Below are 21,381 nucleotides of genomic sequence, written 5' to 3' on the forward strand. Positions count from 1 at the left end.
ATCAGGTCCCTTCCGTCGTCACTTGCTCGTGCCGGCCGTGGTGTCCTCGCCGAGCAGCTTGCCGTCCGAGGTCTCGAACTGCCGCTTGAAGCCGTCGACGGCCTCGGAGATCGCCCCGATGGTGTCGTCGGACATCTTGGCGCCCTCGCGGATGCTGGTCAGGAGGTCCTTCTTCTCCCGGTGGAGGTGGTCGAGGAGCTCGCGCTCGAAGCGGCGGATGTCCTCGACCGGGACGTCGTCCATCTTGCCGTTGGTGCCGGCCCAGATGGAGACGACCTGGTCCTCGACCGGGTACGGGTTGTACTGGCTCTGCTTGAGCAGCTCGGTCATGCGCTTACCGCGCTCCAGCTGCGCCTTGGAGGCCGCGTCCAGGTCGGAACCGAAGGCGGCGAACGCCTCCAGCTCGCGGTACTGGGCGAGGTCCACGCGGAGCCGGCCGGACACCTGGCGCATGGCCTTGTGCTGGGCGGAACCACCGACGCGGGAGACGGAGATACCGACGTTCAGCGCCGGACGCTGGTTGGCGTTGAACAGGTCCGACTCCAGGAAGCACTGGCCGTCGGTGATGGAGATGACGTTGGTCGGGATGAACGCCGACACGTCGTTCGCCTTGGTCTCGACGATCGGGAGACCGGTCATCGAGCCGGCGCCCATGTCGTCGGAGAGCTTGGCGCAGCGCTCCAGCAGACGCGAGTGCAGGTAGAAGACGTCGCCCGGGTAGGCCTCGCGGCCCGGCGGACGGCGCAGGAGCAGGGACACGGCGCGGTAGGCGTCGGCCTGCTTCGAAAGGTCGTCGAAGATGATCAGGACGTGCTTGCCCTGGTACATCCAGTGCTGGCCGATGGCCGAGCCGGTGTAGGGCGCGAGGTACTTGAAGCCCGCCGGGTCGGACGCCGGGGCGGCGACGATGGTGGTGTACTCCAGGGCGCCGGCCTCCTCCAGCGCGCCGCGCACGGACGCGATGGTGGAGCCCTTCTGGCCGATGGCGACGTAGATGCAGCGGACCTGCTTCTTCGGGTCGCCCGAGCGCCAGTTGTCGCGCTGGTTGATGATCGTGTCGACGGCCAGGGCGGTCTTGCCGGTCTGGCGGTCACCGATGATCAGCTGACGCTGGCCGCGGCCGATCGGCACCATCGAGTCGACGGCCTTGTAGCCGGTCTCCATCGGCTCGTGCACCGACTTGCGGACCATGACGCCCGGGGCCTGCAGCTCCAGGGCGCGGCGGCCGTCGGTCTCGATCTCGCCGAGGCCGTCGATCGGGTTGCCCAGCGGGTCGACGACGCGGCCGAGGTAGCCCTCGCCCACGGCGACCGAGAGCACCTCGCCGGTGCGCTGCACCGACTGGCCCTGCTCGATGCCGCTGAACTCACCGAGGATGACCGCACCGATCTCGCGCTCTTCCAGGTTCAGCGCAAGACCGAGCGTGCCGTCCTCGAACTTCAGCAGCTCGTTCGCCATCGTCGAGGGCAGCCCCTCGACGTGTGCGATGCCGTCACCGGCATCGCTAACCGTGCCGACCTCCTCGCGCGAGGCCGCGTCCGGCTTGTACGCCTGGACGAAGTTCTCCAGCGCGTCCCGGATCTCCTCCGGCCGGATCGTGAGCTCCGCCATCTGGGTTCCCTGCTCTCCTTGTTGGGCCCGAAGTTACTTGCGGGGTCTGGGGTGGTCCCCCAGGGGCTTTCCGCTTACGGCCCAACTCGGGCCGCCGTCATGCTTGTGCTGGTCCCCGGGGCTTCTTCCGGACCGCAGCCGGACCTCTCGGTCCGGCCGGCTGGTCCGGCGTCTGGCCGCCGGTTGTGCAGCTCTTGAGTTGGTGGCTGGGTCAGCCGGCCATCCGCCGGGTCGCCTCGTCGAGGCGCTCCGCGATGGTCCCGTTGATGACCTCGTCGCCGATCCGTACCTGGACGCCGCCGAGGACCTCGGGGTCCACGTCGAGGTTCAGGTGGATCTGCCGTCCGTACAGCGCGGTCAGGGAGGCGCTCAGCCGCTCCCGCTGTCCTTCGCCGAGGGGCACCGCGGAGGTGACCACCGCGACCATCCGGTCCCGGCGGTGCGCCGCCAGCTTGGAGAGGGCGTCGAGCCCCGCTTCCAGGCTACGGCCCCGCGGCTGTACGACAAGACGGATCACGACACGCTCGGTGACCGGGTTGGCCCGGCCGCCCAGCAGCGAACGCAGCAGCTCCGTCTTGGCCGACGCGGCCGCGTTGCGGTCGGTCAGCGCACGGCGCAGCTCGGGGTTGGCGCCGACGATCCGGCCGAACCGGAACAGCTCGTCCTCGACGTCGTCGAGGGCACCGGCCCGCTGGGCGGCGACGAGGTCGGCGCTGAAGGCCAGCTCCTCGAGCGCGTCCGCCAGGTCACGCGAGCGCGACCAGCGCGCGCGGACCATGCCGGTCACCAGGTCGGTGGCCGGGCCGCCGATCCGGCCGCCGAGCAGCCGTCCGGCCAGTTCGGCCCGGGCCTCGCCGGCCTGCGCCGGGTCGGTCAGGACCCGACGCAGCGACACCTCGCGGTCGAGCAGAGCGGTGACGGCAGCCAGCTCCTCGGCGAGCTTCGCGGCGTCGACGGCGGTGTTGTCCGTCAGCGCGTCGAGCTGCTCGCGTGCGGAGGCGAGTGCCTCGCGGCTCGCTCCGTTCATCGGCCGGCCTCAGCCTTCGTCGCGTCCGACGCCGCCTTGGCCTCGAGCTCGTCGAGGAAGCGGTCGATGGTCCGGCTCTGCCGGGCGTGGTCCTCAAGGGACTCGCCGACGAGCTTGCCGGCCAGGTCGGTGGCGAGCTTGCCCACGTCCTGACGCAGCGACTGCGCGGCCTGCTTGCGGTCCGCCTCGATCTGGGCGTGACCGGCAGCGATGATCTCCTCACGCTGCCGCTGGCCCTCGGCGCGCATCTCCGCGATGAGAGTCGCGCCCTGCTCCTGCGCCTCCTGGCGCAGACGCGCGGCCTCGTGGCGGGCGTCGGCCAGCTGTGCCCGGTAGTCCGCGAGCACCTGCTGGGCCTCGGCCTGAAGCGCTTCGGCTTCCTCCATCCGGCCTTCGATCTGCTTCCGGCGCTCGTCCAGAACGTTGTTGATGTTCGGGAGGAGCTTCTTGGCGAGGATGCCGAAGACGATGAAGAAAGCGATCAGGCCGATGACCAGCTCTGGAATCGGCGGGATCAGGGGGTTCTCGGGAACCTCCGCCGCCATGGTGACCAGGGCGTTCACATCAGTGCCTTCCGTCTGTCAGGGGTGGTTACCAGCAGTCCATCAGGCCTTGAAGAGGAAGCCCATGACGATGCCGATGAGGGCGAGCGCCTCACAGAAGGCGAAACCCATGATCTGGTTGGTGCGGATCAGGCCGGCGGCCTCGGGCTGGCGGGCCAGGGCCTGGGTGCCGTTACCGAAGATGATGCCGACGCCGACGCCGGGGCCGATCGCGGCGAGGCCGTAACCGATCGAACCGAGGTTGCCAGTGACACCGGCGGCGAGGTTGACAGTCTCGAGAGCAGCGGACATGCCGATACTTCCTTCTCTTTCACGGACCGGTGGGGGTTGGCCACCGGGCGTCTATAGGGGCTGAGGGATCAGGGGCTCAGTGGTGCTCGGCGAGCGCGCCCTGGAGGTAGTTCGCGGTCAGGAGTACGAAGACGTACGCCTGCACGGCCTGGATGAAGAGCTCGAACGCGGTCAGCAGGATGGTCATGACGAACGAGGCGCCCGCGTAGACCACGCCGAATCCGTTCAGCAGGTACCAGCTGGCGATGGTGAACATCAGCAGCAGGAGGTGACCGGCGAACATGTTGGCGAAGAGCCGGACCGCGTGAGTGAAGGGCCGGATGATCAGGTTCGAGAGGAGCTCGATGACGACCAGCATCGGCAGGACCGCGCCGAGCGACTTGTCGTAGCCGCTGAAGTTCTTCAGCGCGCCGACGAAGCCGTGCCTCTTGAAGGTCAGGGTGACCCACGTGATGTAGACGATCGCCGCGAGACCGGCGGGGAAAGCGATGATCGACGTCACCGGGAACTGGGCGATCGGAACGATCGACCAGAGGTTCATGATCCAGACGAAGAAGAACAGCGAGACGATGAAGGGGACGTACTTCTCGCCCTCCTTTTTCCCGAGGGCGTCATAGACGATCCCGCGGCGCACGAAGTCATACCCCGCCTCGCCGATCATCTGCATCTTGCTCGGGATGACCTTCGCCTTGCCGAACGCCGCCCAGAAGAACGCCACGACCACGACGGTGCTGAGCAGAGCCAGCAGCATGACTTTGTTGAACTCGAAGCCATTGATGGTGAACAGCGGCTCGAAGACGAACGATTGAAGGCCGGGAGCAGGGAAGCCGCACCCGGAAAAGATGTGGCAGTCGGTCTCGAAGGCGAGCATCGTTTCAGCACTCACCGCGAGCTCCTTCAGCGTGGCGCATGGGTACGGCAACCTCGTTGTGTCGGCGCGGCGTTGAGCCACGGAGCGGCACTGGACTGGTCTTACGGATTAGGGGGCGGCTGGCCGGCTCTGGGCCGGGCCGGATCGCAGGCATCGGCCGCGAGAACTTCCCGTTCCATCCCGTGGGATCCGGGAGCTCAGCCGCCTGCGCCAACTGTGCCGCAGTTGGCACCGGACGATAGCAGGCCCGCATGAGGGCATTTATCTCGGCCCTACGTGTCACGTCGGCGACCCCGCCGTCTCCGCCTTCTTGCGCTCGGCGGAGTCGGGATCCACGTACAGAATCTTTGCCTTCATATGACCGCGGGTCTGCGCTGCGATCCATACGAGGGTGGCACCGAGCAAGGTGAACGCAAATGCCTTGGTGTCGAACAGCGTTGTGTCCTTGAACGCGAGCAGGAAGAGCAGCACGAACAGGATCTGCGTCGTGTAAAGCAGCAGCCCCATCATCTGGAACAGCTGCGGCAGGTTCCTCGCGGTTTTCTGCAGGACCACCAGGCCCGCGCCCATGATGAGCAGCACCAGCACGGTGCCGACGACGGCGCCGATCGCTCCCGTCGCGCCGGCGACCACCGCGCTCACGGCAACGGCGACGACGCCGAGGGCGAGCGTGGGCACAACGGCGTGAAGGAGTAGTCGGGCGTCATTCGACTGCATGGCGGCGCTCCGGCATGGGGTGGGGGTGTGTCGTCAGGGACGAGCGTAGACCCGGCCTGAGGCGGAACCTGAGGCCCAAGGACCGTCGCACTACGGTCCTTCGGCTCTGTCGCCGGGTTTCGTGAACGGTATCACAAACTATTTGATGAGGTCTTTACCTGGTTCGTGTGGACCCTGTCACACTTGAGCGTGAACCTGCGCGTTGGTGCACTGACAGCCGGATTTTTGTCTGGTATGGGGTCAACCGTCCCGGTTTTCGCTGCCCGTTCGAGCGATCTCACCCCGGGATCAGCGGTGACTACCCGCCCGCCGCCGGTCCACGAAGCGTGACCGGTCGCCGATCGCGGTGGCCCCGTTGATCCCCGCCGGGACCGGCTCCGGCTCCTCCGCCGGCACCCCGTCGGCCGCTCCCTCGCCCACGCCGTCGCCCGCCGGCGCCAGCACCGTACGGACCACCCTGCGGTAGCGCGGGGGCACCATCCGCTCCGCCCAGCGCGGCGCCCGCGGCGTGAAGCGCGGCAGCAGGAGCAGCACCAGTCCCACCGCGCTGAGCAGCACGATGCCCAGCACGATCCACATGCTGGCGTTGTTGGCCGAGTAGGCCACCGCGCCGAACGCGATCAGCGCGGACCAGAAGTACATGATCAGCACCGCGCGGCTGTGCGAGTGGCCGATCTCCAGCAGCCGGTGGTGCAGGTGCCCGCGGTCCGCGGCGAACGGCGACTGTCCCTTCCAGGTGCGCCGCACGATGGCCAGGATCAGGTCGGCGACCGGCACCGCGATGACGGTCAGCGGCAGCAGCAGCGGGATGTAGACCGGCACCATCGCGTGGGTGGCCTCGCGCAGACCGCCCGCCTTCTGGTTGAGCAGGTCCGGGTCGACCTGGCCGGTCACCGACACCGCGCCGGCCGCCATCACCAGGCCGATCAGCATCGACCCGGAGTCGCCCATGAAGATCCGCGCCGGGTGCATGTTGTGCGGCAGGAAGCCCAGGCACATGCCCATCAGGACGACCGAGAACAGCGTTGCGGGCGCCGCGGCCTCGATGCCGTAGCCGAACCACATCCGGTACGCGTACATGAAGAACGCCGCTGCGGCGATGCACACCATGCCGGAGGCCAGCCCGTCCAGGCCGTCGACGAAGTTCACCGCGTTGATGGTGATCACCACCAGGGCGACGGTCAGCAGCGTGCCCTGCATCGGCGTGAGCGAGACCGTGCCGACGCCCGGGATCGGGATCCACAGGATCGTCAGGCCCTGCAGCACCATCACGCCCGCGGCGATCATCTGGCCGCCCAGCTTGACCAGCGCGTCCACGCCCCACTTGTCGTCGAGCACGCCGAGGATCCAGATCAGCGCGGCGCCCGACAGCAGCGCCCGCGGCTCGTCGGAGTTCTCGAAGACGCTCTTGAGGTTGGTCAGGTGCGAGGCCACCAGCAGACCCGCGCACAGCCCGCCGAACATGGCGATGCCGCCGAGCCGCGGTGTCGGCTCGCGGTGCACATCACGCGCGCGGATCTCCGGCATCGCGCCGGCCGCGATCGCGAATTTCCGCACCGGCCCGGTCAGCAGATAGGTGATCGCGGCCGTGACGCACAGCGTCAGCAGGTATTCACGCACGGGCTGCCCCAGAGGTATAGCTGGCCATCACAGCCCCACACCCTATGCGGGTCCGCCCCCTGGCCGTGAATACAGGAGAAGACGCCTGGTGTCAGCGTGCGGTTCCGGCCGTCACCCTTGGGCGGGATAGGGCGGAAAACGGTGGACCAGTGCGACGGTCTCCCGGCGGGCCGTGCCGTCCTCCCGCAGCGCCGCCGCGATCAGCGCCGCGACCTGCGTCATCTCCGCTTCGGCCATCCCCTGGGTGGTGACCGCGGCGGTGCCCAGCCGCAGCCCCGTACGGCGGGCCGCGGCGCCCTGTGCGCTCGGCAGCGCGCAGGTGTCCAGCACGATCCCGGCGGCCGCCAGCCGGCCCCGGGCGGTCCGGGCGTCCAGGCCCAGCGGCGTGGGGTCGGCGGTGATCAGATGGGTGTCGGTGCCGCCCGTGGTGATCGTCAGCCCCTGGTCCGCGAGCGCCGCGGCGAGCGCCCGGGCATTGGCGACGACCTGCCGGGCATACGCGGCGAAGGCCGGGCCGGCGGCCTCCGCGAAGGCGACGGCCTTGGCGGCGACCGCGTTCATCTGTGCGCCCCCCTGGGTGAAGGGGAACACCGCACGGTCGATCCGCTCGGCCAGTTTGGCGCCGCACAGCAGCATCCCGCCGCGCGGCCCGCGCAGCACCTTGTGGGTGGTGCCGCACACCACGTGCGCGTACGGCACGGGGCTCGGTGCCGCTCCCCCGGCGATCAGCCCCATCGGGTGGGCGACGTCCGCGATCAGGTACGCGCCGGTCTCGTCGGCGATGTCGCGGAAGGTGGCGTAGTCGAGGTGCCGGGGGTAGGAGATCGAGCCGCAGACGATGGCCTTGGGGCGGCGGGCCCGGGCCAGGTCGCGGATCGCGTCGTAGTCCAGCAGCCCGGTCTCCTCGTCGACGCCGTAGCCGGCGAAGTCGAACCAGCGGCCGGAGAAGTTGGCGGGCGATCCGTGGGTGAGGTGTCCGCCGTGCGGCAGGGACATGGCCAGGACGGTGTCTCCGGGGCGCAGCAGGGCGGCGTAGGCGGCCAGAACGGCCGAAGACCCGGAGTGGGCCTGGACGTTGGCGTGTTCGGCGCCGAAAAGGGCCTTGGCGCGCTCCACGGCGATCCGCTCGGCGAGGTCGACGATCTCGCAGCCGCCGTGGTGCCGCGCGCCGGGGTACCCCTCGGCGTACTTGTTGCCCAGTGGGGAGCCGAGGGCCGCCAGGACGGCCGGCGAGGTGAAGTTCTCCGCGGCGATGAGCTGCAGCCCGTCGCTCTGCCGGGCGCTCTCGCCGAGCAGGACGCCGGCGATCTCCGGGTCCTGTCGCAGCAGCGCGCCGAAGTCCGGGGCACCGGCGGGGTGCGTGACCCCGTCGCGGGCGGCGGCCCGGGCGCGGTCCTGGAGCGTCTCGTCGGCGGTGCCGGCAGCGGTGTCGGCAGCGGTCTCGCCGCCGGTCCCTGCGGACGGCGCGCGGCCGGCCGGGGTCTCGCTGCGGGGTGACGCGGTGGTGGCGGGCATGGCGTGCTCCGGGCCTCGTCGGGACGTAGTCCCAATGTAGGCGCGGCGGCCCGATCGGGCGCGGTGTGCGGGCCGCCCGGGGGCCCGGCCGGCCCCGCGGCCCGGCACGGCCCGCCGCGGCGGCACCGGGTCAGGCCCGGGCGGGGACCCCGGTGAGGGCGGTGACGACCGGGTCGAGGGCCTGGTTGATCTCGTCGCCGATGGAGCGGAAGAACGTGATGGGGGCGCCGTAGGGGTCGTAGACCTCGTCGGACTCCGGGTTGGGCGCGAGCAGCCAGCCGCGCAGCGCGGCGGCCGCGCCGACCAGCGCCCGGGCCCGTTCGACCAGCCCGCCGTCCGGCAGGTCCGGGTCCGGTTCGGGCAGCGTGGCGGGGTCTATGGCCCGCACCAGCCGGTTGAACTCCTTGAGGGTGAAGGTGCGCAGCCCCGCGGAGTGGCCCATCGAGATGACCTGCGCGCGGTGGTCGCGGGTCGCGGTCAGCACCAGGTCGGCGCGGATGACGTGCTCGTCGAGGAGTTCGCGGCCGATGAAGCCGGCCGGGTCCGCGCCGTAGTCGGTCAGCACCGTGGCGGCGTGCGCCTCCATCGGGGCGCCCTCGTGCCCCCAGGTGCCGGCGCTCTCCACGATCAGCCCGCCGCAGTGGGCGCCGCCGAGCCGCCGTTCCAGGGCATGACGGTGCAGCCGCTCGGTGATGGGCGAGCGGCAGACGTTGCCGGTGCTGACGTGGAGGATCCGGAAAAGGGGCGGAGGAGGTACCGGGGGGTCGGTGTCGTCGCCTGGTCCCGCTATGCCACGCCCCAGGGGCGCCATCAATTGGCCACCTTGAGCTCGGGTACCACCTTGCGCAGCTCGTCGGCGCCGAGCGCGCCCTCGCGCAGCAGCACCGGCACCTTGCCGGTGACGTCGACGATCGAGGACGGCACGGCGGCGGGCGTCGGGCCGCCGTCGAGGTAGACGGACACCGCGTCGCCCAGCATCTCCTGTGCGGCGTCGCAGTCCTGCGGGGAAGGGTGGCCGGTGAGGTTGGCGCTGGAGACGGCCATCGGGCCGACGTCGGTCAGCAGCTCGATCGCGACCGGGTGCAGCGGCATGCGGACCGCGACCGTGCCGCGGGTCTCGCCGAGGTCCCAGGTCAGCGACGGCTGGTGCCGCGCGACGAGGGTGAGCGCGCCGGGCCAGAAGGCGTCGACGAGCTCCCAGGCCAGCTCGGAGAAGTCGGTGACCAGGCCGTGCAGGGTGTTGGGCGAGCCGACGAGGACCGGGGAGGGCATGCCGCGGCCGCGGCCCTTGGCCTCCAGCAGGTCGCCGACGGCCTCCGCGCTGAAGGCGTCAGCGCCGATGCCGTAGACGGTGTCGGTCGGCAGCACGACCAGCTCACCGCGGCGGACGGCCGAGGCGGCCTCGCGCAGACCGGTCGCGCGGTCGGTCGCGTCGCTGCAGTCGTATCGCCGTGCCATTAGCGGTCCTCCTGGTGCCGAACGGTTGGGGGGTTCATCAAGGCGGTGGGCGTCATGGCATCGCCCGGCGCGCGGTGGCGAAACGGGGCCTGTTGTTGAGGTCGGGGTGGTCGGCCGCGTCGGCCCAGCCCCGCTCCTCGGTGAAGATCCACGGCACCTGCCCGCCCTGGGTGTCCGCGTGCTCGATGACGACCACGCCGCCGGGCCGCAGCAGGCGGTGTGCGGTCCGCTCGATGCCGCGGATGGTGTCCAGGCCGTCCTGGCCCGAGAACAGCGCGAGCTCGGGGTCGTGGTCGCGTGCCTCGGGTGCGACGTACTCCCACTCGGTCAGCGGGATGTACGGCGGGTTGGAGACGACCAGGTCGACCTGGCCGTCCAGCTCGGGAAGCGCGGTCAGCGCGTCGCCGTGATGGAGAACGACGCGGGACCCCTCGACGTTCTTGCGGGCGTACGCCAGGGCCTCCTCGGACAGCTCCACGGCGTGCACCCGGGAGCGCGGCACCTCCTGCGCCAGGGCGAGTGCGATCGCCCCGGAGCCGGTGCACAGGTCGACGATGAGCGGCTCGACGACGTCCATGGCCCGCACCGCGTCTATCGCCCAGCCGACCACCGACTCGGTCTCCGGCCGGGGCACGAACACCCCTGGCCCGACGCTGAGTTCGAGGTAGCGGAAGAAGGCCCGGCCGGTGATGTGCTGGAGCGGCTCACGGGCCTCGCGGCGGGCGACGGCCTCCCAGTAGCGGGCGTCGAAGTCCGCGTCGGGGACCGCGTGCAGCTGGCTCCGCTTGACGCCGTGCACGTGTGCGGCGAGTTCCTCGGCGTCGAAGCGGGGTGAGGGCACGCCGGCGTCGGCCAGCCGCTGGGTGGCCTGGGCCACCTCGGCGAGCAGCAGGTTCACGGGGGTCCTCCAGCCGTGCGGACGGGTCGAGCGGGGCTTACTGGGCGGCGGCGAGCTTGGCGGCCGAATCGGCGTCGACGCACGCCTGGATGACCGGGTCGAGCTCGCCGTCGAGCACCTGGTCCAAGTTGTACGCCTTGAAGCCGACGCGGTGGTCCGAAATGCGGTTTTCGGGGAAGTTGTACGTGCGGATGCGCTCGGAGCGGTCGACCGTGCGGACCTGGCTGCGCCGGGCGTCCGACGCCTCGCGCTCGGCCTCCTCCTGGGCGGCGGCCAGCAGCCGGGAGCGCAGGATGCGCATCGCCTGCTCCTTGTTCTGGAGCTGGCTCTTCTCGTTCTGGCAGGAGACGACGATGCCGGTGGGCAGGTGGGTGATGCGCACCGCGGAGTCGGTGGTGTTGACGGACTGGCCGCCGGGCCCGGACGAGCGGTAGACGTCGATCCGCAGGTCGTTGGCGACGATCTCGACCTCGACCTCCTCGGCCTCGGGCGTGACCAGCACGCCGGCCGCGGAGGTGTGGATCCGGCCCTGCGACTCGGTGGCGGGCACGCGCTGGACGCGGTGCACCCCGCCCTCGTACTTCAGCCGCGCCCAGACGCCCTGGCCGGGCTCGACCGCGCCGTTGCCGCCCTTGGTCTTCACGGCGACCTGGACGTCCTTGTAGCCGCCGAGGTCGGACTCGTTGGCGTCGAGGATCTCGGTCTTCCAGCCGACCCGCTCGGCGTAGCGCAGGTACATCCGCAGCAGGTCGCCGGCGAACAGCGCGGACTCCTCGCCGCCCTCGCCGGCCTTGACCTCCAGGATGACGTCCTTGTCGTCGCTGGGGTCGCGCGGGACGAGCAGCAGCCGCAGCTTCTCGGTCAGCTCCTCGCGGCGGGCGTCGAGCTCCTTGACCTCGTCGGCGAAGTCCGGGTCGTCCGCTGCCAGTTCGCGCGCGGTCTCGATGTCCTCGCCGGTCTGCTTCCAGTCGCGGTACGTCGCGATGATCGGGGTCAGCTCGGCGTAGCGCTTGTTGAGCCGCATGGCTTCGCGCTGGTCGGCGTGGACCGCGGGGTCGGCCAGCCGCTTTTCGAGATCGGCGTGCTCACCGATCAGTTCTTCGACCGCCTCGAACATCGTGGGGTTCCTCTGCTGGCTGGCTGACTGTCTCTACCTACCCGGGGGTGTCCCCCGCCAAAAAAGGCGCCGGTCCGGCCACCCCTGGACAGGGGCGACCGGAGACCGGCGCCTTGTGGGTCGCTACTTCTTGGCGGCCCCGGCCTTCTTGCCGAAGCGGGCCTCGAAGCGGGCCACACGACCGCCCGTGTCCAGGATCTTCTGCTTACCGGTGTAGAACGGGTGGCACTCGGAGCAGATGTCGGCGCGGATGCTGCCGCCGGCCACGGTGCTACGGGTGGTGAAGGACGCGCCACAGGTGCAGCTGACCTGGGTCTCGACGTACTCCGGGTGGATGTCGCGCTTCAAGGGATTCTCCTAGGTTCGGGAGTGCACCGGGTCGTGTCGCGGGTTGCGTCACGTGAACCGGGGCCGACGGTCCAGTCTGCCAGGACTAGCCGTATCTCCCAAAACCGGGGTACCTGCGCAACTATTCCCCGCCCGGTTCCGGGACCGCGCGGGCCCCGGAACCGCGTACCGCGGCTACTTCACGTAGCGACTCGTGCCGCCCGTGTCACCGGCCGAGCCCTTGATCGCGGACTTCGGGATGTCCCGGTCGTTGCGCAGCGCGTCCCAGACCTGCTTGCCCTGCCGGGTCAGCGGCACCACGCGGTCGGGGTTGGCGGTGTCGTACGTCACCGGCAGCGTCACCATGTCGATGTTCTCCGACCCGATGGAGCCCAGGCTCTTGGCCAGGCCGGTCAGTTCGCTGACCGAGTTCAGGTCGGTGTCGGTGGTGATGGCCTTGGTGGCCGTGTCGGCGATGTCGTAGAGCTTGGTGGGGTTGGTCAGCACGCCGACGTTCTTGACCTGGTTCATCAGGGCCTTGAGGAACGTCTGCTGGAGCTGGATGCGGCCCAGGTCGCTGCCGTCGCCGCCGGGCACGCCGTGCCGGGTCCGGACCAGGCCGAGCGACTGCTCGCCGTCGAGCGTGTGGTGGCCGGCCTTCAGGTGCAGGTGGCTGTTGCGGTCGTCGATCGCCTTGGTGGTGGTGATGTCGACGCCGCCCAGCGCGTCGATGAGCTTCTTGAAGCCGGTGAAGTCGACCTCGATGAAGTGGTCCATCCGGATCCCGCTGATCGACTCGACGGTCTTGACGGCGCACGCCGGGCCGCCGACCTCGAAGGCGGTGTTGAACATCGCCCGCCGTTCACCGGGGACGTTCTTGCCGTCCTTGGTGGTGCAGTCGGGCCGCTTGATCAGGGTGTCCCGGGGGATGCTGACGACGCTGGCCTTCTTGTGGCCCTTGAAGACGTGCACGACCATCGCGGTGTCCGAGCGCGCCCCGCCCTCGTCCTTGCCGTACTCGCCGTTCTTGCCGGCCCGCGAGTCGGAGCCCATCACGAGGATGTCCATCGAGCCGTCGTCGACGTTCTGGGGCCGGTCGTGGCCGAGGGCGGCGTTGATGTCGACGCCCTTCAGATTGCCGTTGAGCTTGAAGTAGACGTAGCCGAGTCCGGCACCACCGAGCAGTACGACGCTGACCAGCGCGCACAGCGTGATGGTCAGTGCCCGGCGGCGCCGGGTCGGCCCCTTGCGCCGGCGGCCCGTGGCACGTATGCCGCGCGCACGGCTTTCGGCCGTCTGCACGGTCCCACTGCTGTCCGCCATCTGCTCCTCAGTCCTTGTCGCCGTCACTACCCCTCGCCGTCACCGTGCTGCCTGCTGTCACGGCCCGTCGCGCCTTGTCAGACGGGAGGCTGACGGGAAGGGTTGCACAGCAAGTGATGAGCGGATTCTTAGAAATCACCGCGGGCCGCGGCCGGCCGTGCGCCGGCTCCGCCGTCCTCACCTGGTCTTTCGTCCCGGTTTCCGGCCTGGCCGGAACGTTGCGTCCGACGGCGATCTGTGCGGAACGTCTCAGATCGGACACTTCGTCGGCTCCCGGGACGCGGCGCAGGTCACAGGACCACCGGGCGCGCAGCCGTGCCGGGGGCCGCCGTCACGGGACGCCGTACGGGCCACTCAGCACGACGCCCCCCTCACCCGTGAGGGCGAGGGGGGCGGTGCGGACGGCGCCGGAGCGCTCCGGGGGCGTCAGTCGTTGCCGTTGCCCGCGGTCGGCGTCGTCTTCTGGATCTGCAGCAGGAACTCCGCGTTGGACTTCGTCTGCTTCATCTTGTCCAGCAGCAGCTCGATGGCCTGCTGCTGGTCCAGGGCGTGCAGCACCCGGCGGAGCTTCCAGACGATGGCCAGCTCGTCGCTGCCCATCAGGATCTCTTCCTTACGGGTGCCGGACGCGTCCACGTCCACCGCCGGGAAGATGCGCTTGTCGGCGAGCTTCCGGTCGAGCTTGAGCTCCATGTTGCCGGTGCCCTTGAACTCCTCGAAGATCACCTCGTCCATCCGCGAGCCGGTCTCGACCAGCGCGGTGGCCAGGATGGTCAGCGAGCCGCCGTCCTCGATGTTGCGCGCCGCACCGAAGAACTTCTTCGGCGGGTAGAGGGCGGTGGAGTCGACACCACCGGACAGGATGCGGCCCGAGGCCGGGGCGGCGAGGTTGTACGCCCGGCCCAGGCGGGTGATCGAGTCCAGCAGGACGACGACGTCGTGGCCCAGCTCCACCAGGCGCTTGGCCCGCTCGATGGCGAGTTCGGCGACGGTGGTGTGGTCCTCGGCCGGGCGGTCGAAGGTCGAGGAGATGACCTCGCCCTTGACCGACCGCTGCATGTCGGTGACCTCTTCGGGACGCTCGTCGACGAGGACGACCATCAGGTGGCACTCGGGGTTGTTGCGGGTGATCGCGTTGGCGATGGCCTGCATGATCATGGTCTTGCCGGTCTTCGGCGGGGCCACGATCAGACCGCGCTGGCCCTTGCCGATCGGCGAGACCAGATCGATGATCCGGGTCGTCAGCGCACCGGACTCGCCCTCCAGGCGCAGCCGCTCCTGCGGGTAAAGGGGCGTCAGCTTGCCGAAGTCCGGCCGCCCGCGGCCCTGTTCGGGCGCCATGCTGTTGACGGTGTCGAGCCGCACCAGCGCGTTGAACTTCTCGCGCCGCTCGCCGTCCTTGGGCTGCCGGACCGCGCCGGTGACGTGGTCACCCTTGCGCAGGCCGTTCTTGCGGACCTGGGCGAGCGAGACGTAGACGTCGTTCGGGCCGGGCAGGTAGCCGGAGGTCCGGATGAACGCGTAGTTGTCGAGGATGTCCAGGATGCCGGCGACCGGGATCAGGACGTCGTCCTCGGCGATCTGCGGCTCGTTGCCGAACTCCTCGCGGCCACCGCGGCGGCCGCGACGGTCGCGGTAGCGGCCGCGCCGGCCGCGCCGGCCGCCCTCGAAGTCGTCGTCCTCGTCCCGGCGGTCGCGGTCCCGGTCACGGTCGCGCCCCTGGCGCTGGCCGCCCTGGCCGCCGTCGCCGGCGTCGCCCTTGCGGCGGTCACCGCGGTCGCGCTGGCGGCGGTCACCGCGGTCACCGCGGTCGCCCTTCTGGCCCCGGTCCTGGCGGTCGCCGCGCTCCTGGCGCTCGCCGCCCTTGGCGGGCCGGCCCTCGCCGGTCTCCTGCGGAGCGGTGGCGGTGTCGGTGCGCGCCTCGGTCTTGGTGTCGGTCTTCGCCTCGACCTTGGTGTCGGTCTTGAGGCCACCGTCGGCCTCGGGGCTGCCCGCGGCGGCGGTGGCCCGGCGGCGGCGCCGCTCACCGGCCGGCTGCTCATCGCTGACGGGCTGGCCGGGGATGTCGATCTGCTGCTGGGCGCCGGCCTTGTCCGCCTTGTCCTTGGCGGCGCGCTCGGTCTTGTCGGCCTTGGGCTCGGCCTCCTCGCCGGTGCGGGCCTTGGAGGTCGTACGGCGCTTGGGCTTGGCCTCGGCCTCGGTGGACGCATCGGCCTTGGCCGCCGTGCCCGAGCCGCCGGCCTGGCGCTCCTTGATGACCTCGATCAGCTGGCTCTTGCGCATCCGCGCGGTGCCCTTGATACCGAGGCCGGAGGCCACCTGCTGCAGCTCGGCCAGGACCATGCCCTCAAGGCCGGTGCCGGAACGGCGGCGCCGGGTGGTGGCAGGCGCGGCGGGAGCGTCCGTGGCGGGCGTGGTGGCACTGCCATCGGTGCGCGCGCCCATCAGATCGGTGGTGTCGCTCACGAAGGGTCCTTCCCTGGAGCGGGCGTCGGCCTGTCTGGCTCGGCGACCGGTTGTGCTGTCCGGCTGGGTCCTCAGGTCTCGCGGACCGGGCCGGGGCGGTGGTCCCGCCGGAAGTGGCGGAGAGATCAGTTCATGATTCCGGCGCGAAGAGATGCAGAGTGACTCATGTCGTCACGCCGATTCCGGAGCATGCTCGCTTCTGCTTCAGGCAACTGCTCCAAGCAGTTTGGGAGGCTCCCGGAAGAAAGGTGGTCCCGATGGGGGACACGAAGCACAGCGCCACAGCGGCGGCTCGTACTCACTTGAGGTTAACACTACCGGATCCAACAAACATTCCCCCTCTCAAAGACCGGCAATCGTCGATACGCTGCGTGATCACCCGGCGAGCGGCAGGACACCGGTCCCTGTCGCGTCGAGGGTCAGCCGGTTCGCCGCCCACCCCTCGCCCGCCAGGGCCGCGACCTTCTCGGCCGCCGCGTCGTCGACCAGCGCGAGCACCGTCGGGCCCGCACCGGACACGACTGCGGGGACGCCGTCCGCGCGCAGTCGGTTCACCAGGGCCACGCTCTCCGGCATCGCCGGGGCACGGTATTCCTGGTGAAGTCGGTCCTCGGTCGCGGCGAGCAGCAGCTCGGGGCGCCTGGTCAGGGCCTCGACGAGCAGTGCGGCGCGGCCGGCGTTGGCCGCGGCGTCCACGTGCGGGACGGTGCGCGGCAGCAGTCCGCGGGCGGTCTCGGTGAGCACCGGCTTCCCGGGCACGAAGACCACCGGAACGATGGAATCGGCCGGATCCATCCGGATCGCCCGTGCGGTGCCGGTGTCCATCCAGGCGAGCGTGAAGCCGCCGAGCAGACAGGCGGCGACGTTGTCGGGGTGGCCCTCGATCTCGGTGGCCAGCTCCAGCAGAGCGGCGTCGTCGAGCTTCTGCTCGCCACCTATCGTCACGGCGCGGGCCGCGACGATGCCGGCGCAGATGGCGGCCGACGAGGAGCCCAGGCCGCGACCGTGCGGGATGCGGTTGGCACAGACGATTTCCAGGCCGCGCGGCTGTCCGCCGAGCAGCTCGAAGGCGGTGCGCATCGACCGGACGAGCAGGTGGCTCTCGTCGCGCGGGAGGGTGTCGGCGCCCTCACCTGCGATGTCGATATGCAGCCCGGAGTCGGCGACGCGCACCACGACATCGTCGTACAGGCCCAGGGAAAGACCCAGGGCATCGAAGCCGGGACCGAGATTGGCGCTGGTAGCGGGGGTGCGCACCCGGACGGCGGCGGCGCGGAACGCGGGACCGGCCATCGCTCGATGACTCTCCTTGATTGATGCTGCGGTACTGACCCGGAGCGCCGCGGCACCGAGGTGCCCGGCCGGCTCGTGGGGTCTGTTCTGACCTGCCCTGAACACCACTGCGTTATGCCGTGGGGAGGGGAGTTGGCTGCCAGCCTATCGAAGGAAGGTTCTGCCGCGACATAGGGCGCACAGGAGGCGCACGATGCGTGTCGCGCGCCTTCCCGTGCCCCGACGGCTGCAGCCTCGGGCTTTGCAGTCTTTGCACAGTTTGCTGTGCGGGTCGGTGACCGGACGGCGGCGTCCGGTCACCGGGCGCCGTACGGGCCGCCGGGCCCGTACGGCCGCGTCCTAGGCGAGGCCGAGCCGCTCGGCCGCCGCGTCCGCGTCGATCGGGACCGTGACCGGCTGCGGCGCACCGGCGACCGCCCAGTCCGGGTCCTTCAGGCCGTTGCCGGTGACCGTGCAGACGATGCGCTGGCCCGGGTCGACCTTGCCCTGCTCGGCGGCCTTGAGCAGACCGGCCACCGAAGCGGCCGAGGCGGGCTCCACGAACACGCCCTCCTGCGCGGCCAACAGCCGGTAGGCGGCCAGGATTTGACGGTCGGTCACCTCGTCGATGAAGCCGCCCGACTCGTCCCGCGCGCGCTCCGCGTACGCCCACGATGCGGGGTTGCCGATGCGGATCGCGGTGGCGATGGTGTGCGGGTCCTTGACGGGCTCGCCGCGCACGATCGGCGCGGAGCCGGAGGCCTGGAAGCCCCACATCCGCGGGGTGCGGGAGGCGATGCCGTCGGCCGCGTACTCCTGGTAGCCCTTCCAGTACGCGGTGATGTTGCCGGCGTTGCCGACCGGCAGCACGTGGATGTCCGGCGCGTCGTCGAGCATGTCGACGATTTCGAAGGCGGCGGTCTTCTGGCCCTCGATGCGCACCGGGTTGACGGAGTTCACAAGTGCGACCGGGTAGTTGTCGGACAGGCCGCGGGCCAGTGTCAGACAGTCGTCGAAATTCCCGTCGATCTGCAGGATCTTCGCGCCGTGCACCAGCGCCTGGCCCATCTTGCCGAGCGCGATCTTGCCCTGCGGGACGAGCACCGCGCAGACCATGCCGGCCCGCACCGCGTACGCGGCGGCCGAGGCGGAGGTGTTGCCGGTGGAGGCGCAGATGACCGCCTTGGCGCCCTCCTCCTTGGCGCGGGTGATGGCCATCGTCATGCCGCGGTCCTTGAAGGAACCGGTGGGGTTGGCACCCTCGACCTTGAGATGCACCTCACAGCCGGTGCGCTCGGAGAGCACCTGGGCCGGTACCAGCGGCGTACCGCCCTCGCGGAGGGTGACGACCTCGGTCGTGTCGCTGACCGGCAGCCGGTCGCGGTATTCCTCGATGATTCCGCGCCACTGACGGCTGGTGGTGGCGGCGGTGGAATTGGCAGACATGGGTTCCTTTACTCCCCTTCGACCCGCATGATGCTGGCGACGCCGCGTACGGTGTCGAGCTCGCGCAGCGCTTCGACGGTCGACGACAGGGCCGCGTCGGCGGCCCGGTGGGTGACGACGACGAGGTCGGCCTCGCCGTCCTTGCCCTGCTGGCGGACCGTATCGATCGATACGCCGTGTTCGGCGAAGACCGTCGCGACCTGCGCGAGAACGCCGGGCTTGTCGGCCACGTCGAGACTGATGTGGTAGCGCGTGACGACCTCGCCCATCGGGCTGACCGGCAGCGCGGTGTACGCCGACTCCCCGGGGCCGGTGGCGCCGGCGAGCTTGTTGCGGCAGACCGCGACCAGGTCGCCGAGCACCGCGGAGGCGGTCGGCGCACCGCCCGCGCCGGGCCCGTAGAACATCAGCTGGCCGGCCGCGTCGGCCTCCACGAAGACCGCGTTGTACGCCTCCCGGACGGAGGCCAGCGGATGCGTCAGCGGAATCATCGCCGGGTGCACCCGGGCGGTCACCGACGCCCCGTCCGCCGCCCGCTCGCAGATCGCCAGCAGCTTGACCGTGCAGCCCATGCGCTGGGCGGAGGCGATGTCGGCGGCGGTGACCTCGGTCAGGCCCTCGCGGTGCACGTCGTCGATGGTGACGCGGGTGTGGAAGGCGATCCCGGCGAGGATCGCGGCCTTGGCGGCGGCGTCGAAGCCCTCCACGTCGGCGGTCGGGTCGGCCTCCGCGTAACCGAGGGCGGTCGCCTCGTCCAGCGCCTCGCTGTACCCGGCGCCGGTCGACGCCATCCGGTCGAGGATGAAGTTGGTGGTGCCGTTGACGATGCCCAGGACCCGGTTGACCTTGTCGCCGGCCAGCGACTCGCGCAGCGGCCGGACCAGCGGGATCGCGCCGGCGACGGCGGCCTCGTAGTACAGGTCCGCGCCGTTGGCCTCGGCCGCGGCGTGCAGCGCCGCGCCGTCCGCGGCCACCAGCGCCTTGTTGGCGGACACCACGCTCGCGCCGTGTTCGAAGGCGGTGGTGATCAGCGCCCGCGCGGGCTCGATGCCGCCGATGACCTCGATGACGACGTCGATGTCGCCCCGTTTCACCAGCGCGGTGGCGTCGGTGGTGACCAGCTCGGCCGGCACGCCCTCGCGCACCCGGTCGGGGCGGCGTACCGCGATCCCGGCCAGCTCCACGGGCGCGCCGATCCGGGCCGTGAGGTCGTCCGCGTGCGTCGTCATGATGCGCGCCACCTCTGAGCCGACAACACCACAGCCCAGCAGCGCCACCTTCAGCGGACGCGTACGCATCATTCGACCCCTGCTTCTCATCGATCAGCGATTTCCGTCTTGCTCCGCGCAAGACTCATGCACCAGTCTCACGCACCGGACGCCGGTTTCCGTCCGTCGTCCGGATACCGAGACATTTATTTCATCCCGGGCCGGGCCCCGGCGATCCGGCCCTACCCGACATCCAGGCGCAGGAGATCTTCCTCCGTCTCGCGCCGGACGATGACCCGGGCCGCACCGTCCTTCACGGCCACGACCGGCGGCCGCAGCGCGTGGTTGTAATTGCTCGCCATGGACCGGCAGTACGCCCCGGTCGCCGGCACCGCGAGCAGGTCCCCCGGCGCGACGTCGGCCGGCAGGAAGGCGTCGCGGACGACGATGTCCCCGCTCTCGCAGTGCTTGCCGACCACCCGCGAGAGCATCGGCTCGGCGTCCGAGGTCCGGGAGACCAGGGCCACGCTGTATTCCGCGTCGTACAGGGCGGTGCGGATGTTGTCCGACATCCCGCCGTCCACGGACACGTACGTCCGCAGCCCCTCCAGCTCCTTGACCGTGCCGACCTCGTAGAGCGTGAAGGCCGTCGGCCCCACGATCGCCCGGCCCGGCTCGACCGACAGCCGCGGTACGCCGAGCCCGGCCGCCTGGCACTCCTTCGTCACGATCTCGTTCAGCGCCTTGGCGATCTCGTGCGGCTCGCGCGGATCGTCCTCGGAGGTGTACGCGATCCCGAGCCCGCCACCGAGGTCGATCTCCGGCAGCTCGATCCCGTGCTCGTCGCGCACCTCGGTCAGCAGCTGCACGACCCGCCGCGCCGACACCTCGAAGCCGGCCATGTCGAAGATCTGCGACCCGATGTGGCTGTGGATCCCGATCAGTTCGAGCCCGTCCAGCTTCAGCGCCCGCCGCACGGCCTCCGCGGCCTGTCCACCGGCCAGTGCGATGCCGAACTTCTGGTCCTCGTGCGCGGTCGCGATGAATTCGTGCGTATGCGCCTCGACACCGACCGTGACCCGGATCTGCACCCGCTGCCGCTTGCCGAGCCTTTCGGCGATGTGCGCGACCCGCACGATCTCCTGGAACGAGTCGAGCACGATCCGCCCCACCCCGGCCTCCACGGCCCGGGTGATCTCCTCGGTGCTCTTGTTGTTCCCGTGCAGCGCGATCCGCTCGGCGGGCATCCCGGCCGAGAGGGCGGTGGCGAGCTCGCCCCCCGAACACACATCGAGGTTGAGCCCCTCCTCGTGCAGCCACCGCACGACGGCCCGGGACAGGAACGCCTTGCCCGCGTAGAACACGTCGGCGTCCGTACCGAAGGCGTCGCGCCAGGCCCGGCAGCGCGCCCGGAAGTCGTCCTCGTCCAGGAAGTACGCCGGCGTACCGAATTCCTCGGCCAGCGCACGGACGTCCAGCCCGCCGACGGTCACCGCGCCGTCGGCGTTGCGCCGGACCGTACGCGACCAGACGTGCCGGTCAAGGGTGTTGAGGTCGGCGGGCGGCCCGGCGTAGTGCCCCTCGGGAAGGACGTCGGCGTGCCGGGGCCCGGCAGGATGCGCGGAACGGCTCATAACAGGAAGTTCCCCTC

The 21,381-nt window shown here is 70.5% G+C and carries 19 protein-coding genes; all 19 read right to left on the reverse strand.

All coding sequences use genetic code 11. From position 1 onward, the window contains the following. Positions 1 to 18 precede the first annotated feature (18 nt). Positions 19 to 1,611: a F0F1 ATP synthase subunit alpha gene (atpA, locus tag AB0E02_RS31765; protein ID WP_030414137.1), complete on the reverse strand. Its 1,593-nt coding sequence runs from the start codon at positions 1,609 to 1,611 to the stop codon at positions 19 to 21. A gap of 211 nt (positions 1,612 to 1,822) precedes the next feature. Then, a complete protein-coding gene (locus AB0E02_RS31770; protein ID WP_362145735.1) occupies positions 1,823 to 2,638 on the reverse strand; it encodes a F0F1 ATP synthase subunit delta in 816 nt (271 codons plus the stop codon). After that, complete coding sequence (locus AB0E02_RS31775) at positions 2,635 to 3,201, reverse strand: F0F1 ATP synthase subunit B (RefSeq protein ID WP_362145738.1); 567 nt, start codon at positions 3,199 to 3,201, stop codon at positions 2,635 to 2,637. Before AB0E02_RS31775 ends, AB0E02_RS31770 begins: the two co-directional genes overlap by 4 nt. A gap of 42 nt (positions 3,202 to 3,243) precedes the next feature. Next, positions 3,244 to 3,492, reverse strand: coding sequence for an ATP synthase F0 subunit C (gene atpE, locus AB0E02_RS31780; RefSeq protein ID WP_018087389.1), 249 nt, complete (start codon positions 3,490 to 3,492; stop codon positions 3,244 to 3,246). 76 nt (positions 3,493 to 3,568) lie between these two features. After that, a complete protein-coding gene (gene atpB, locus AB0E02_RS31785; protein ID WP_362145816.1) occupies positions 3,569 to 4,363 on the reverse strand; it encodes a F0F1 ATP synthase subunit A in 795 nt (264 codons plus the stop codon). A gap of 279 nt (positions 4,364 to 4,642) precedes the next feature. After that, a complete protein-coding gene (locus AB0E02_RS31790; protein WP_362145742.1) occupies positions 4,643 to 5,080 on the reverse strand; it encodes a hypothetical protein in 438 nt (145 codons plus the stop codon). A 288-nt stretch (positions 5,081 to 5,368) separates the two neighbouring features. Further along, positions 5,369 to 6,712 carry an MraY family glycosyltransferase gene (locus AB0E02_RS31795; RefSeq protein WP_362145819.1) on the reverse strand — a complete coding sequence of 448 codons (1,344 nt, stop codon included), beginning with the start codon at positions 6,710 to 6,712 and terminating at the stop codon, positions 5,369 to 5,371. Positions 6,713 to 6,811: 99 nt separating this feature from the next. Continuing rightward, positions 6,812 to 8,215, reverse strand: a complete 1,404-nt coding sequence (locus AB0E02_RS31800) for a serine hydroxymethyltransferase (RefSeq protein ID WP_362145745.1) — start codon at positions 8,213 to 8,215, stop codon at positions 6,812 to 6,814. 130 nt (positions 8,216 to 8,345) lie between these two features. Beyond that, positions 8,346 to 9,026, reverse strand: a complete 681-nt coding sequence (locus AB0E02_RS31805) for a protein-tyrosine-phosphatase (protein WP_201801568.1) — start codon at positions 9,024 to 9,026, stop codon at positions 8,346 to 8,348. Next, complete coding sequence (locus AB0E02_RS31810; RefSeq protein ID WP_030414146.1) at positions 9,026 to 9,673, reverse strand: L-threonylcarbamoyladenylate synthase; 648 nt, start codon at positions 9,671 to 9,673, stop codon at positions 9,026 to 9,028. The genes AB0E02_RS31805 and AB0E02_RS31810 overlap by 1 nt, the downstream gene beginning before the upstream one ends. Positions 9,674 to 9,725: 52 nt before the next feature. Continuing rightward, entirely contained in the window at positions 9,726 to 10,571 is an 846-nt protein-coding gene (prmC, locus tag AB0E02_RS31815) for a peptide chain release factor N(5)-glutamine methyltransferase (RefSeq protein WP_030414147.1), read from the reverse strand. 37 nt (positions 10,572 to 10,608) lie between these two features. Continuing rightward, positions 10,609 to 11,688 carry a peptide chain release factor 1 gene (gene prfA / locus AB0E02_RS31820; protein WP_265361106.1) on the reverse strand — a complete coding sequence of 360 codons (1,080 nt, stop codon included), beginning with the start codon at positions 11,686 to 11,688 and terminating at the stop codon, positions 10,609 to 10,611. Between the two features lie 123 nt (positions 11,689 to 11,811). Beyond that, a complete protein-coding gene (gene rpmE, locus AB0E02_RS31825; protein ID WP_362145751.1) occupies positions 11,812 to 12,036 on the reverse strand; it encodes a 50S ribosomal protein L31 in 225 nt (74 codons plus the stop codon). A gap of 174 nt (positions 12,037 to 12,210) precedes the next feature. Continuing rightward, positions 12,211 to 13,338 carry an LCP family protein gene (locus tag AB0E02_RS31830; protein ID WP_362145754.1) on the reverse strand — a complete coding sequence of 376 codons (1,128 nt, stop codon included), beginning with the start codon at positions 13,336 to 13,338 and terminating at the stop codon, positions 12,211 to 12,213. Positions 13,339 to 13,764: 426 nt separating this feature from the next. Continuing rightward, complete coding sequence (gene rho, locus AB0E02_RS31835; protein WP_362145757.1) at positions 13,765 to 15,804, reverse strand: transcription termination factor Rho; 2,040 nt, start codon at positions 15,802 to 15,804, stop codon at positions 13,765 to 13,767. Positions 15,805 to 16,179: 375 nt separating this feature from the next. Continuing rightward, positions 16,180 to 17,097, reverse strand: a complete 918-nt coding sequence (thrB, locus tag AB0E02_RS31840; RefSeq protein WP_362145760.1) for a homoserine kinase — start codon at positions 17,095 to 17,097, stop codon at positions 16,180 to 16,182. Between the two features lie 339 nt (positions 17,098 to 17,436). Then, entirely contained in the window at positions 17,437 to 18,522 is a 1,086-nt protein-coding gene (gene thrC / locus AB0E02_RS31845) for a threonine synthase (protein WP_030414153.1), read from the reverse strand. 8 nt (positions 18,523 to 18,530) lie between these two features. Continuing rightward, positions 18,531 to 19,823, reverse strand: coding sequence for a homoserine dehydrogenase (locus AB0E02_RS31850; protein WP_362145765.1), 1,293 nt, complete (start codon positions 19,821 to 19,823; stop codon positions 18,531 to 18,533). A 149-nt stretch (positions 19,824 to 19,972) separates the two neighbouring features. Beyond that, positions 19,973 to 21,364 carry a diaminopimelate decarboxylase gene (lysA, locus tag AB0E02_RS31855; protein ID WP_362145768.1) on the reverse strand — a complete coding sequence of 464 codons (1,392 nt, stop codon included), beginning with the start codon at positions 21,362 to 21,364 and terminating at the stop codon, positions 19,973 to 19,975. Between the last annotated feature and the right edge of the window lie 17 nt (positions 21,365 to 21,381).

This window comes from Streptomyces sp. NPDC048196, from assembly GCF_040652715.1.
Taxonomy (GTDB): domain Bacteria; phylum Actinomycetota; class Actinomycetes; order Streptomycetales; family Streptomycetaceae; genus Streptomyces; species Streptomyces siderophoricus.

Bases quoted from the DNA above. Each gene is read 5' to 3' on its own strand.
- atpA (WP_030414137.1), bottom strand. From the start codon at position 1,611: ATGGCGGAGCTCACGATCCGGCCGGAGGAGATCCGGGACGCGCTGGAG.
- AB0E02_RS31770 (WP_362145735.1), bottom strand. From the start codon at position 2,638: ATGAACGGAGCGAGCCGCGAGGCACTCGCCTCCGCACGCGAGCAGCTC.
- atpE (WP_018087389.1), bottom strand. From the start codon at position 3,492: ATGTCCGCTGCTCTCGAGACTGTCAACCTCGCCGCCGGTGTCACTGGC.
- atpB (WP_362145816.1), bottom strand. From the start codon at position 4,363: ATGCTCGCCTTCGAGACCGACTGCCACATCTTTTCCGGGTGCGGCTTC.
- AB0E02_RS31790 (WP_362145742.1), bottom strand. From the start codon at position 5,080: ATGCAGTCGAATGACGCCCGACTACTCCTTCACGCCGTTGTGCCCACG.
- AB0E02_RS31800 (WP_362145745.1), bottom strand. From the start codon at position 8,215: ATGCCCGCCACCACCGCGTCACCCCGCAGCGAGACCCCGGCCGGCCGC.
- AB0E02_RS31805 (WP_201801568.1), bottom strand. From the start codon at position 9,026: ATGGCGCCCCTGGGGCGTGGCATAGCGGGACCAGGCGACGACACCGAC.
- AB0E02_RS31810 (WP_030414146.1), bottom strand. From the start codon at position 9,673: ATGGCACGGCGATACGACTGCAGCGACGCGACCGACCGCGCGACCGGT.
- prfA (WP_265361106.1), bottom strand. From the start codon at position 11,688: ATGTTCGAGGCGGTCGAAGAACTGATCGGTGAGCACGCCGATCTCGAA.
- AB0E02_RS31830 (WP_362145754.1), bottom strand. From the start codon at position 13,338: ATGGCGGACAGCAGTGGGACCGTGCAGACGGCCGAAAGCCGTGCGCGC.
- thrB (WP_362145760.1), bottom strand. From the start codon at position 17,097: ATGGCCGGTCCCGCGTTCCGCGCCGCCGCCGTCCGGGTGCGCACCCCC.
- thrC (WP_030414153.1), bottom strand. From the start codon at position 18,522: ATGTCTGCCAATTCCACCGCCGCCACCACCAGCCGTCAGTGGCGCGGA.
- AB0E02_RS31850 (WP_362145765.1), bottom strand. From the start codon at position 19,823: ATGATGCGTACGCGTCCGCTGAAGGTGGCGCTGCTGGGCTGTGGTGTT.
- lysA (WP_362145768.1), bottom strand. From the start codon at position 21,364: ATGAGCCGTTCCGCGCATCCTGCCGGGCCCCGGCACGCCGACGTCCTT.